A 13,765-nucleotide genomic window follows, 5' to 3' on the forward strand; every position below is an offset into this window, starting at 1 on the left:
CACCTACCTTAATATACTGAAAGTTTTTTCTCTATTATTTTTTGAAGATAATTAAAGATTTCTATTATAATCCAATACATAATAGCTACAATAATGTAACTTTCAAAAAATTTATAACTAGAGGCAGCTGCCATTTGTGCTTTAGCAAGTAGTTCTACAACTCCTAAAGTAAAGGCTAAAGATGTTCCTTTAACAGTATCTACAAATATATTTCCAAGAGGTGGAATTGCGATTCTAAAAGCCTGCGGCATAATAATTCGTCTAAGACCTTCTCCTTTTGTCATACCAAGAGATAGACAAGCTTCCATTTGACCTTTATCAATGGCAGTTACTGCTGATCTTAATATTTCAGCAATATAAGCTGAAGCATTTAATCCAAGTCCAATAAGAGCTGCTGTGTAAGCACTCATATTTTGGAGAGAAGGTATTATTTGAGGTATACCAAAGTATAATAAAAACAATTGAACTAAAAGGGGAGTACCTCTAAAAAATGAAATATAAATCTCAGCTAATTGTTTTAAAATAGGGAATTTATAAATTCTTACAATAGATAAAAAAGTTCCAATTATAAGTCCTATTAACATACCTAAAATAGATAGAGAAAGAGTAGTTTTAGAAGCTTTAATTAACATAGGAACAAGTTTAAATGAATACATAAAGTCAAAATATGTTGAAGAATTATTTTTTAATTCATTAGCCTTTGAGTAATTTTCATTATTATTTGGAACTGTAACATTCATTCCAAGCCATTTATCTGATATTGACTTTAATGTTCCATCTTCTTTCATATCTTCTAAAGCTTTATTTATTTTAGCTATAAGTTCAGTATTTTCTTTATTTTTAATAAATGGATAAGCATTTTCTATTTTATCAATAGGGTTACCAGCAAGTTTTAAATTAAGGTTCTTTTCTTTAATTGAAGCAAGAGCTGAAACTTTATCTATAACAACAGCATCTATTCTTCCAAGAAGCAATTCATTAAAAGCTGCATCAGTATTTTGATATGTAAGTACATTTATTTTTTTATCAGTATCTTTACTTTTAACTATATTCTCATAGTTGCTACCAAGGTCAACTCCAACTTTTTTTCCTTTTAAATCTTTAAAGGACTTTATTGAATTATTGTCCTTTCTAACTATTATCTGAGCACCACTATATACAGTAGGATTAGTAAAATTATATTTTTCTTTTCTTTCATCAGTAATAGTTATTTGATTTGCTATTGTATTTACTTTTCCACTTTCTAACATTCCAAACAAGCCACTAAAGGATGCAGGTTTAAATTCTATGTTATAACCAATATGTTTTCCTATTTCATTCCATGTATCAATTTCAAATCCTTCAAGTTTTCCATTATTTAAGAAAGTAAAAGGATAATATGTACCAGATGTCCCAATAGTAATTGTTTTTGTATTCATATTATCTTCTTTAATATTTTTTTTAGATTCACAGCCTATAAATGCAAAAACAATAAGCATTAATGAGGTAATAATAATTAATAATCTTTTTTTCATTTAACATTCTCCTTTAACTTTATTAATAATTATTTTAGATTATATATAATTCCTATCTGAATTGTCAACATTAATAATATTTAAATGAATATTAAATTCTATTCAAATTAATTTATAACCTATATAAAGAAAATTAAATAGTAAGGTAAAAGAATAATAGTAGTATAAACAAAAATTTCTTTTCTAGAAAATAAATTTTTATTGCATAAAAAACATAAAAAAGGAAACAATAACCAATAAGGAGTGATGATTATGAGAAGAAAGAAATATTTTATTCTTTCGATTATTGCAATTATTTGTTTGTTTTCTATAACCTATTATTTTGTTTCAAAAGATATTAAAAGTAGAAATTTAAATAATAGTACTAGCAATAAAGATATTAATTATACTAATAATTCTGGAATGGAACTTAGAGATGATCTTAAAGTATCTTTTTATACAGATAAAAATAGAGATAAAACAGTTACAATAAGTAAATTAATGAATGAGTATAATATCCAAAGAAATTTAACAGAAGAAGTTCTTTCAAGAGCTGTATATAAAAATGGTTATAAATTAGTTGACAAATCTAATGATACCTTTGTATATAAGAGAACAAAAGAGGAATCATTAAATCCAAATACTTATTATATAGGTGAAAGTGATGGATTTTTAGCTATATATAAAAGTGATGATAAGAAAAATTTAAGTATAGAAAAAGTTTATTCAGATGATATTACAATTGATATGCTTAGAGAAAGTGATATAAATAAACTTAAAAATTTTAAATATTTTAATAGTAGTAATCTTCAAGAGGTAGAAGATAAAATAACTGAATTAACTACTTAAAACATAATATATAAATAAAAAATTAAGGCCTAGCATTTTTATCTGTTAGGTCTTAAAATATTTTAAAAAATAATAGGATTTCTTGAAAGATTACAATTAAAATGATAAAGTAATAAGTAGACTTGTATGGGAACATACTTTCACCTAAGCTTAGAGGAGGGGAACCCTTAATGTATGAATACATAAAAGGAATTTACATAGGAATAATTAAGGATTATGTTGTTATTGAAAATAATGGTATAGGATATAAAATATTTTCTTCAGGTATTACAATGTCAGGAATGCCTTCAATTGGAGAAGAGGTTAAACTTTATTTGGAACAAATTGTTAGAGAAGACTTTATAGGTTTGTATGGCTTTTTATCAAAGGAAGAATTGCAAATGTTTAATATGCTAATTAGTATAAATGGGGTTGGTGCTAAGGCAGCATTATCCTTATTATCTATAAGTAGAATTAATAATTTAAAGTATGCAATAATGACTGGAGATGAAAAGCATCTTTGCAGAGCACCAGGAATAGGTAAAAAAACAGCTGGTAGAATTATTTTAGAACTTAAAGATAAATTAAAACCTGATGAATTAATAGAAGGAGAAGAAAATATTTCAAAGTTAATTCCTTCAGATGATGATTATGCACTTAAAATATCAGAAGTATTAGGGGCACTTTTAGCTTTAGGGTATAGTGAAAAAGAAGCTAATATGGCTATTAAAAATATTAAAAAAGATAATACAGTAGAGCTTATGATAAAAGAATGTTTAAGAGTATTAATGGGTTAGGTGATTTAAATGGAAAGAATTATTACTCCAAATGAACTAAATGAGGACTTTAATGGAGAATTAAGTTTAAGACCTCAAAAAATAAGCGAATATATAGGTCAAGATAAAGTTAAAGAAAGATTAGACATCTTTATTAAGGCTGCAAAAAATAGAGGAGAAGCTTTAGATCACGTTTTACTTTATGGACCACCAGGACTTGGCAAAACTACCCTTGCAAATATAATTGCAACAGAAATGGGTGGAAATTTAAAAGTAACTTCAGGACCTGCCATAGAAAGGGCTGGTGATTTAGCTGCTATTTTAACAACCCTTCAGGATAATGATGTTTTATTTATTGATGAAATACACAGATTAAATAGAAATGTAGAAGAAATTCTTTATCCTGCAATGGAAGATTATGCCCTTGATATAGTTATTGGAAAAGGGGCTGCTGCAAAATCTATAAGATTAGATTTACCACAGTTTACTTTAATTGGAGCAACTACAAGAATTGGTATGCTTACATCTCCACTTCGTGATAGATTTGGAGTATTATGTTCTATGGAATATTATACAGATGAGCAATTAAAAGATATTATAGTAAGAAGTGCTTTAGTTTTAGGTTGTTCAATTACTGAAGAAGGAGCAGCTGAAATTGCAAGAAGATCAAGGGGAACTCCAAGAATTGCAAATAGGCTTTTAAAGAGAGTAAGGGATTATTCAGAAGTTAAGGCTGATAATTTAGTTAGTTTTAAAGAAGCTAGGGAGGCCTTAGAACTATTAGAAGTTGACAGTCAAGGTTTTGATAGAGTTGATAATAAAATATTAGAAGCTATAATTGATAATTTTAAAGGTGGACCTGTTGGAATAGAAACTCTTTCATATTTTATAGGAGAGGAACTTGGAACATTAGAAGATGTATATGAACCTTATCTCCTTCAAAGAGGTTTTATAGTTAGAACTCCAAGGGGAAGAGTTGCAACAGAAAAAGCATATAAACATTTAGGAAGAAATTTTAATAATAAGCATAAAGAAAGCAGACAAAAGAGCTTTTTTTAAAGTTAGGAGAGGAAAAGACATGAAAGTAAGTGATTTTGATTTTTATTTACCAGAAGAATTAATCGCACAACATCCATTAGAAAAAAGAGATACATCAAGACTTATGGTTCTTGATAAAGAAACTGGAGAAATAGAACACAAAATTTTTAAGGATATAATAGGATATTTAAATAAAGGTGATACTTTAGTTTTAAATAATACAAGAGTTATGCCAGCAAGACTTATAGGTTCAAAAGAAAAAACTGGTGGTAAAATAGAATTTTTACTTCTTAAAAGATTAGAAGGAGATAAGTGGGAATGCTTAGCAAAGCCAGGTAAATCTGCAAGAGAAGGAAGAAGATTTGAGTTTGGTGATGGCAAACTTAAATGTGAAGTTATAGAAGTTTTAGAAAATGGAAATAGAATAGTTGAATTTGAATATGAAGGTATCTTTGAAGAAGTTTTAGATTCTTTAGGAGAAATGCCACTTCCTCCATATATTCATGAAAGACTTGAAGATAAGGAAAGATATCAAACAGTTTACTCAAAAGAAAAAGGTTCAGCTGCTGCACCTACTGCAGGATTACATTTTACAGAAGAACTTTTAAAAGAAATAAAGGATAAGGGAGTAAATATCGCATACCTTACTCTTCATGTAGGACTTGGAACATTTAGACCAGTTAAAGTTGAAGATATTAATGATCATATAATGCATTCTGAATTTTATCAAATATCAAAGGAAACAGCAGATATAATAAATAACACTAAGAAAAATGGTGGAAGAATAATATCCGTTGGAACAACATCTACTAGAACACTAGAAACTGTTGGTGATGAAAATGGAATGGTAAAGGAAAGTCATGGATGGACTAATATTTTTATATATCCAGGATATAAGTTTAAAGTTGTAGATAATTTAATTACTAATTTCCATTTACCAGAATCAACTTTAATTATGCTAGTATCTGCACTTGCAGGAAAAGAACATGTATTAAATGCTTATAGTGAAGCAGTAAAGGAAAAATATAGATTTTTCTCCTTTGGAGATGCAATGTTCATTAAATAAAATTTAATAAAACTTTAAGGAGTGAAATTTTTGAGCAAAAGATATACCCTATTAAAAAAAGATGGTAAGGCTAGAAGAGGAAGATTTGTTACGCCTCATGGAACAATAGAAACACCAGTTTTTATGAATGTTGGAACTTTAGCTGCAATTAAAGGAGCAGTTTCAAGTATGGATTTAAAGGAAATTGGATGTCAAGTTGAACTTTCAAATACATATCATTTACATTTAAGACCTTCAGATAAAGTAGTTAAAGAGCTTGGTGGATTACATGAATTTATGAATTGGGATAGACCAATACTTACTGATTCAGGTGGTTTCCAAGTATTTTCACTAGCTGGAATTAGAAAGATAAAGGAAGAAGGAGTATACTTTAACTCTCATATTGATGGAAAAAGAATATTTATGGGACCAGAAGAAAGTATGCAAATCCAAAGTAATTTAGCATCTACTATAGCTATGGCTTTTGATGAATGTATAGAAATTCCTTCACCAAGACCTTACGTTGAAAAATCTGTTGAAAGGACAACTAGATGGCTTGAAAGATGTAAAAAGGAAATGGATAGATTAAATTCATTACCTGATACAATAAATAAAGAACAAATGCTTTTTGGAATAAATCAAGGAGCAACATTTAAAGATATTAGAATAGAACATGCAAAGACTATTGCAAAGATGGATTTAGATGGTTATGCAATTGGAGGACTTGCAGTTGGAGAAACTCATGCTGAAATGTATGAAATTATTGATACAGTAGTTCCATATCTTCCAGAGGATAAACCAATATATTTAATGGGAGTTGGTACGCCAGAAAATATTTTAGAAGCAGTAGATAGAGGGGTAGACTTTTTTGACTGTGTACTTCCTGCAAGAAATGGTAGACATGGACATGTTTTTAATAGCGAAGGAAAAATCAATCTAATGAATAAGAAATTTGAATTAGATAAGAGACCTATAGATGAAGGATGTCAATGTCCTGCATGTAAAAATTATACAAGAGCTTATATAAGACATTTATTTAAAGCAAAGGAAATGCTTGCAATGAGACTTTGTGTTCTTCATAATCTTTATTTCTATAATAAACTTATGGAAGACATAAGAAAAGCAATTGATGAAGATAGATATAAAGAGTTTAAAGAGCAAAAACTTAAAGAATGGAATATAAAATAATAAAAAAATTAATTATTTATATATGTTGTTGCCTATTTTATATATAAGAAAATGTTTGTTGACAACAAAAAGAAAAAAATGTAAACTCATTTTATGGAATAGTATATAGTTCCAATTAATAATAATCTTAAAAGCGAAAGGAAGTATGAGAATGTCACCTATGTTAATGCAAATTTTACCTATAATAGCTATATTCGTACTTTTCTTTTTCATGATAATTATGCCTGAAAAGAAAAGAAAAAAACAATATTCTCAAATGATGAATTCATTAGGTGTTAATGATGAAATTATGACAAGAGGAGGAATTGTTGGTAAAATAGTTCAAATGGATGATGAATATATAGTTATAGAAACTAGCTCAGATAGAACAAAAATAAAGTTAGTAAGAAATTCCATAGCAAGTAAAATAAATAAAGAAGAAGTTAAAAAGGCTTAGTAGAAATATCCATCAGCAAGGTTGATGGATATTTTTTATTTTATAAGGTTTTTGATTTTTAATATAATTCTTATAATAAATAAATTATAAGAAATAAATTGTAATAAAATTCCTTTTATTTATATGGTATGTTTACATAATACTTTATTAAGAATTCATAATATGATATAATTAAAAACGATTTACAAAGGCTTATGCCAATAATTGTAAGGGGACCTTTGAGAAATTTTTATAATATGAATATAGAAATTATAATATATCAATTTATTAAATACCGAAGGGGGATAAATATGAAAGGAAAAGCAAAAGGTACATTTATTTTTACATTTTGTACTATTGTAATTATACTTCTTGCAGTAGTATGTTTTAGAGGTGTTAAAATAGGTGGATGGGAAGTTAAATCCTTTAATGAAACAATAACGAAAGGGCTTGATTTACAAGGTGGAGTTTCAGTATTATTAGGAATTCAAGATAAGGATGTAAGTCATGAAGACCTACAAAAGACAAAGGATTTAATCCAATTAAGAGTTAATAAACTTGGTGTTGCAGAAACAGTTGTTACAACAGAAGGTAAAGATAGAATAAGAGTAGATATACCAGGAGAATATAATTCTCAAGGTATAGTTGATGCCTTAAGTAAAACTGGTGATCTTACATTTAAAGCGCCAAACGGAGATGTTATATTAACTGGTAAAGATGTTAAGAAAGCATCATCAGTGCTTGATCAGCAAACAAATAAACCTGTAGTTTCTCTTGAATTAAATGCTACAGGAACTAAAAAGTTTTCAGAAGCTACACAAAAATATTTAGGACAAAAAATATCAATAAATATGGATGGTCAACAGCTAACTAATCCTACTGTTCAAAGTCAAATAACTAATGGAGAAGCGGTAATAACTGGTATGAGCAGTGTTGATGAGGCTAAGAATATAGCAGGACTTATTAATTCAGGTGCACTTCCAGTTACAATAAAAGCACTTTCACAACAAACAGTTGGAGCACAGCTTGGAGAAACAGCATTACCTAATGCAATGAAAGCTGGAGTAATAGGTATTTCTTTAATATTCATATTTATGATTATTTATTATAGAGTACCAGGATTTATAGCTAGTATAGCACTAACATTATATACTACTTTAGTTTTATTAGTATTTGTAGAAATAGGAGCAACTCTTACACTTCCAGGAATAGCAGGATTCTTACTTACAATAGGTATGGCAGTTGATGCTAATGTTTTAATATTTGAAAGAATAAGGGAAGAACTTAGAAATGGAGTTTCAGTAAAGGCAGCAGTTAAAAGAGGATTTGACAATGCACTTTCATCAATTGTTGATTCAAATGTTACAACAATAATTGCAGCTTTAGTTCTTTATTTTGTAGGTTCAGGATCTGTTAAAGGGTTTGCAATTACATTAATGATAGGTATAATTGTAAGTTTATTTACAGCACTTATTGTTACTAAATTCTTAATGAATCAAGCTTTAAATGCAGGATTATTAAATAAACCATCTTACTTTAGAGTGAAAGTGAAAAGGGGGTAAAGCTATGCTAAAGATAATTGAGCACGCAAAAATATGGATTACTTTATCCCTTATAGTTATAGTTGTTGGATTAGGTTTCATGTTTACAAGAGGACTTAATTTCGGTATAGACTTTAAGGGAGGTACACAAGTAGTCTTTAACTTTGGTAAAGAATTTGATAAAACAGCAGTTGATAAGGTTGTTAAATCATATGCACCTAATGCGGTAACAAATACAGTTAATACAACTGAGTATGAAGTTAAATCAGCAAATTTAGATTCTCAAAAAGTTAATGAGATATTTAATACTTTCAAGAAAGATTATGGTTTAAGTGATAAAGCTATAGTTTCTCAAAATGAAATTGGAGCATCAATAGGAAAAGAACTTACTCAAAAAGCATTATTAGCTCTTGGAATAGCCTTTATATGTATGCTTATCTATATAGCAATAAGATTTGAAATAAAATTTGGTATAGCAGCATTAACTGCATTATTTCATGATATTTTAATAACATTAAGCGTATATGCAATATTTAATATTACAGTTAATTCACCATTTATTGCAGCAATACTTACTATTGTAGGATATTCAATAAATGATACTATAGTTATTTTTGATAGAATAAGAGAAAATTCAAAATTTATGAGAAGAAGTACTCCAACAGAAATAGCAGATAAGAGTTTAACTCAAACTATGTCAAGATCAATAAATACTACTCTTACTACATTATTTACAATAGTTGCAGTTAATATTTTTGTTCCAACAGTTAGGGAATTTTCATTTCCACTTATAATTGGTATAGCAACTGGAGCATATTCATCAATATTTATAGCATCACCAATGTGGGTTTGGCTTAAAAAAAGAGGAGCAAAAAAGAAGGTAGTAAGAGAATAATTTTACTAAGTTAATAGAAAAATAAAAAACCTTCAAAACTTTGTTTTGAAGGTTTTTAAGTTTTTTTCATAAATATTTGTCAAATTAACTGTTTTAAATTATAATATTATTGTTTTCTAATTTTATGGAGGAGATAGTAAGTGATGCGTAAGTTTTGGGAGAGCATATATTGCCCTAATTACATAAAAGGATATAATCCCTTTATTTTAAAAGATATGAACAGATCTATTGAGCGTCTTGTTACTGCTATTAATAATAGGGAAAAAATCATTATATATGGAACAAACACTGTTGATGGTATTTGTGCAATTGCTTCCTTAAGCTTAGTGCTAAGATACTTAAATGCAGATGTAGAGTATTTAATACACGATGGATTGGAAGAATGTAAGAAAGTAGATTCATTTGATATAAAAACAAAGGTAGATTTTTTGGGTGGAGAAGTGCTTATTACATTAGGATTAGATCTTCTTTCACAGGAAGAAGTAGAATTATGTGAAAGGCTTGGCATAGATTTAATTGTTCTTGAAAATAAAAAAACAGATGAAAAGAGAAACTATATATACATAAATCCTAGACAAAAAATTTGTCAGTATAGATATAAAAATTTATCTACTAGTGCTTTAACTTTCAAGTTAATGCAAGCAATAGCTATTTATTACAATATGAAAAGTATTAATAAATACCTAGATTTAATTTTAATTGGAACAAAATGGGCAGGAGTATCTACTAATGGAGAAAATGCAGTCTTCTTAAAAGAAGGTAAGAAATTTTTAGATAATACAAATAATATTGGTCTTAGAGCAATAATTAAATTTAATGATATAGAAGAACTTGATGATAATAATATAGAAAAGATGATAAATTTAATTACTCCAACTACAAGTGCTGTTGGAATGATTAATAATGCAAGAATTGTTTTAGAATTACTTACTACAAATGATGAAGACAGAGCGGAACAAATATCAAAATACTTATATAATACAAAGATATGTCAAAAATAAAAAATAATCATTATTTAAAATTCTTAAAATATTGGAGGAATTAATATGGATTTAAAAGATAAGATAAGAGTAGTTGAAAATTTTCCAAAAGAAGGAATAAGCTTTAAAGATATAACTACACTAATAGGAGAGGGAGAAGGATTAAGAGAATCTGTTAACCAAATTGTTGAAAATTTAAAGGATAAAAATGTTGATGTTGTAGTTGGTCCAGAAGCTAGAGGATTTATATTTGGTGTTCCAGTTGCTTATGCATTAGGCGTAGGTTTTATTCCAGTTAGAAAACCAGGTAAATTACCAGGAGAAACTATATCAATAGCTTATGATTTAGAATATGGTACAGATAATTTAGAGTTACACAAAGGTGCTATAAAAAAAGGACAAAGAGTTGCAATAGTTGATGATTTATTAGCAACAGGTGGAACTATAGAAGCAGTTGCTAAGTTAGTAGAATTAGCTGGCGGAGAAGTTGTATCATTAGATTTTGTTATTGAACTTACAGACTTAAATGGAAGAGATAAACTAAAAGGGTATGACGTTAATTCTCTAACAAAATACAATATTTAAAATTATTGAAAATGATTTGACAATATTATATAATATTAGATAATGGCTGGTTAAAAAACCAGCCTTTGATTTTAGTAATTATAGTTTTAAAACTATTTTAAGGGAGCGTAATCCTAATGATAGAAGATTTAATTAAACTTATAAAAGAAAATTGTAACAATGTTGACATTGAAATAATTAAAAAAGCCTATAATTTGGCAAAAGAAGCTCATAAAAACCAAAGTAGAGAATCAGGAGAGCCTTATATAACACATCCAATTGATGTGGCTTGTATTTTAGCTGAACTTGGAATGGATACTAGTACAATTGCAGCAGGACTTTTACATGATGTAATCGAAGATACAGATTATACATATGAAGATATAGCAAGAGAATTTAATGATGAAATTGCAAATCTAGTAGAAGGTGTAACTAAACTTGGTAAAATAAAATACAAAACAAAGGAAGAACAGCAGGCTGATAATGTTAGAAAAATGCTTCTTGCAATGGCAAAGGATATTAGAGTAATTATTATAAAATTAGCTGATAGACTTCATAATTTGAGAACATTAAAGTTTATGAAGAAAGAAAAGCAAAAGGAAAAAGCAAAGGAAACTTTAGATATCTATGCACCTCTTGCTCATAGGCTAGGTATGTCTAAAATAAAGTGGGAACTTGAAGACCTAGCTTTTAGATATTTACATGAAGAGGAATATTATGATTTAGTTTATAAAATTGCAGAAAAAAGAAGAGAGAGAGAAGAATATATTGCAGATGTTATAAAAGATTTGCATAAAAAGTTAGAGGACTCAGGTATAGATGCTGACATTGAAGGAAGACCAAAACATTTTTATAGTATATATAGAAAGATGGTAAAAAAACATAAAAGCATTGAGCAGATTTTTGACTTGACAGCTATAAGAATTTTAGTTGATTCAGTTAAAGACTGTTATGGTGTTCTTGGAATTGTTCATACAATATATAAACCTATTCCAGGAAGATTTAAAGATTATATAGCAATGCCTAAGCCTAATATGTATCAATCTTTACATACAACAGTAATTGGACCGCAGGGAAAAACATTTGAAATCCAAATTAGAACCTTTGAAATGCATAAAACTGCTGAATATGGTATAGCAGCTCATTGGAAGTATAAAGAAGGTACTGATGATGATAAAGGATTAGATTTTGAAACTAAACTTGCGTGGCTTAGAGATATATTAGAATGGCAAAAAGATACTTCAGATGCAGAGGAGTTTATAGAAGGATTTAAAATAGATCTTTTTTCAGATGAAGTATTTGTATTTACTCCAAAAGGTGTAGTTATTAATTTAGCTAGCGGTTCTACTCCAATTGATTTTGCTTATAGAATTCATACAGATATAGGAAATAGATGTGTTGGAGCAAAGGTAAATGGTAAGATAGTACCTTTGGATTATAAATTAAAAACTGGTGAAATAGTAGAGATAATAACTTCTAAGGTAGCTAAAGGTCCTAATATGGATTGGCTAAATATTGCTAAGAGCAATCAAGCAAAGAGCAAAATAAGGCAGTGGTTTAAAAGAGTTAAGAAGGAAGAAAACATTGATAAAGGTAAGGAGCTTTTAGAGAAGGAACTTAAAAAGCAATGTGTTACTTTTAGTGATATAGCTAAAGGTGATGTTTATGAAAAAATGCTTAAAAGATATAATATTCATCAGTTAGAAGATCTTTATGCAAACATAGGAATTGGAATGATAAGCCCATCAGCATTTGTAGCAAGACTTAAAGAAGATAATGCTGATGAAAAGGAAAAATATTCTAAAGAAACTGTAGAAAAAAATATTGAAGAACAGATACAAAAAAGCGAAAGAAGCGATAAAAATAAAGAAGAAAAAAATTATGGAATAACAGTTAAGGGATTAAACAACATTATGGTTAGATTTGCTAAGTGTTGTAATCCAGTTCCAGGAGATGAGGTTTTAGGATACATAACTAAAGGAAGAGGAGTATCTATCCATAGGAAAGACTGTAGTAATTTAAAAACATTAATAGAAACAGAACCAGAAAAAATAGTTGAAGCTAGCTTTGGCAAGGCTAAAGGTTCAGGATATTTAGCTGAGATTCAAATAAAAACAGAAGATAGAATGGGAATCTTATCTGAAATAATGATGACTATAAATGAGAAAGGATTGCCTCTTAATGGATTAAATGCAAATTCGGCTAAGGGAAATGTAGCTTTAATAAATGTAAAAGTTAAAATAAATTCAATTGAACAATTAAAAGAATTTATGAAAGCTATAAGAAAGATTAAAGGGGTATTGGACGTATATAGAATGAATAATTAAAAAAGGAAGTGTTCTGTTTGAGAGCTGTAGTACAGAGGGTTTCTTCCTCAAAGGTAACAATTAATGGGGAAGTAGTAGGAAAAATAAATTTAGGATTAAATGTTCTTATTGGAATTTCAAAAGAAGATACAATAGAGGATTTAAAGTATATAAAAGATAAAATAATAAATCTTAGAATTTTTGAAGATGAAAATGACAAGATGAATAAATCTTTATTAGATGTGAATGGAGAGATTTTAGCAATTTCCCAATTTACTTTGTATGGTGATTGTAGAAAAGGGAGAAGACCTAATTTTATGAATGCAAAAGGTGGAGAAGAAGCTAAAATTTTGTATGACAAATTTATAGAAATGTTAAAAGACACAAATTTAAAGGTTGAAACGGGAGAATTTGGTGCAGATATGAAAGTAGATATACAAAATGATGGACCCGTAACAATTTTACTTGATAGCTTTAAACAATTTTAATCTTAAAGGAGATGTTTTTATGATAATAAAGACAATACCAGCAGGTATGTATGATGCAAACTGTTATATAGTAATTGATGAGGATACAAAGGAAGCTTGCATAATAGATCCAGGTGGAGATGATGTAAGACTTGAAGGAATAATAAAGGATTTAGATGTAAAGCCAAAGTTTATTTTATTAACTCATGGACATTTAGATCATGTAGGA

General features: G+C 28.2%; 14 protein-coding genes. 13 read left to right on the forward strand and 1 reads right to left on the reverse strand.

The features are described 5' to 3' along the window. Positions 1–8: 8 nt before the first annotated feature. Positions 9–1,514 (reverse strand): ABC transporter permease subunit, encoded by a 1,506-nt coding sequence (locus J2Z53_RS05740; protein ID WP_209796328.1) that lies wholly within the window; start codon positions 1,512–1,514, stop codon positions 9–11. Between the two features lie 252 nt (positions 1,515–1,766). On the opposite strand from J2Z53_RS05740, the gene J2Z53_RS05745 reads away from it, so the two are divergent. The 13 genes from J2Z53_RS05745 to J2Z53_RS05805 all read left to right on the forward strand — a co-directional run. Further along, positions 1,767–2,342, forward strand: a complete 576-nt coding sequence (locus J2Z53_RS05745; protein ID WP_209796329.1) for a hypothetical protein — start codon at positions 1,767–1,769, stop codon at positions 2,340–2,342. 170 nt (positions 2,343–2,512) lie between these two features. Further along, positions 2,513–3,118 (forward strand): Holliday junction branch migration protein RuvA, encoded by a 606-nt coding sequence (gene ruvA / locus J2Z53_RS05750; protein WP_209796330.1) that lies wholly within the window; start codon positions 2,513–2,515, stop codon positions 3,116–3,118. Between the two features lie 9 nt (positions 3,119–3,127). Beyond that, on the forward strand, positions 3,128–4,156 hold the full coding sequence (gene ruvB, locus J2Z53_RS05755) for a Holliday junction branch migration DNA helicase RuvB (RefSeq protein WP_209796331.1): 1,029 nt from the start codon (positions 3,128–3,130) through the stop codon (positions 4,154–4,156). Between the two features lie 19 nt (positions 4,157–4,175). Continuing rightward, on the forward strand, positions 4,176–5,201 hold the full coding sequence (gene queA, locus J2Z53_RS05760) for a tRNA preQ1(34) S-adenosylmethionine ribosyltransferase-isomerase QueA (RefSeq protein ID WP_209796332.1): 1,026 nt from the start codon (positions 4,176–4,178) through the stop codon (positions 5,199–5,201). A 30-nt stretch (positions 5,202–5,231) separates the two neighbouring features. Beyond that, positions 5,232–6,368, forward strand: a complete 1,137-nt coding sequence (tgt, locus tag J2Z53_RS05765; RefSeq protein ID WP_209796333.1) for a tRNA guanosine(34) transglycosylase Tgt — start codon at positions 5,232–5,234, stop codon at positions 6,366–6,368. 151 nt (positions 6,369–6,519) lie between these two features. Further along, the gene (gene yajC / locus J2Z53_RS05770; RefSeq protein WP_209796334.1) at positions 6,520–6,804 is read left to right on the forward strand and encodes a preprotein translocase subunit YajC; all 285 of its coding nucleotides are present in this window, start codon (positions 6,520–6,522) and stop codon (positions 6,802–6,804) included. Between the two features lie 290 nt (positions 6,805–7,094). After that, a complete protein-coding gene (gene secD / locus J2Z53_RS05775) occupies positions 7,095–8,345 on the forward strand; it encodes a protein translocase subunit SecD (RefSeq protein ID WP_209796335.1) in 1,251 nt (416 codons plus the stop codon). Positions 8,346–8,349: 4 nt separating this feature from the next. Then, the gene (secF, locus tag J2Z53_RS05780; RefSeq protein WP_209796336.1) at positions 8,350–9,219 is read left to right on the forward strand and encodes a protein translocase subunit SecF; all 870 of its coding nucleotides are present in this window, start codon (positions 8,350–8,352) and stop codon (positions 9,217–9,219) included. A gap of 143 nt (positions 9,220–9,362) precedes the next feature. Further along, entirely contained in the window at positions 9,363–10,220 is an 858-nt protein-coding gene (locus J2Z53_RS05785; protein WP_209796337.1) for a DHH family phosphoesterase, read from the forward strand. 45 nt (positions 10,221–10,265) lie between these two features. Continuing rightward, positions 10,266–10,784, forward strand: a complete 519-nt coding sequence (locus J2Z53_RS05790) for an adenine phosphoribosyltransferase (protein ID WP_209796338.1) — start codon at positions 10,266–10,268, stop codon at positions 10,782–10,784. Positions 10,785–10,900: 116 nt separating this feature from the next. Further along, positions 10,901–13,090, forward strand: coding sequence for a RelA/SpoT family protein (locus J2Z53_RS05795; RefSeq protein ID WP_209796339.1), 2,190 nt, complete (start codon positions 10,901–10,903; stop codon positions 13,088–13,090). 17 nt (positions 13,091–13,107) lie between these two features. After that, positions 13,108–13,557 (forward strand): D-aminoacyl-tRNA deacylase, encoded by a 450-nt coding sequence (gene dtd, locus J2Z53_RS05800; RefSeq protein ID WP_209796340.1) that lies wholly within the window; start codon positions 13,108–13,110, stop codon positions 13,555–13,557. 19 nt (positions 13,558–13,576) lie between these two features. Then, on the forward strand, positions 13,577–13,765 hold a 189-nt coding region (locus J2Z53_RS05805), incomplete at its 3' end, for an MBL fold metallo-hydrolase (protein ID WP_209796342.1).

The organism is Clostridium moniliforme, from assembly GCF_017873235.1.
Lineage (GTDB): Bacteria > Bacillota > Clostridia > Clostridiales > Clostridiaceae > Clostridium > Clostridium moniliforme.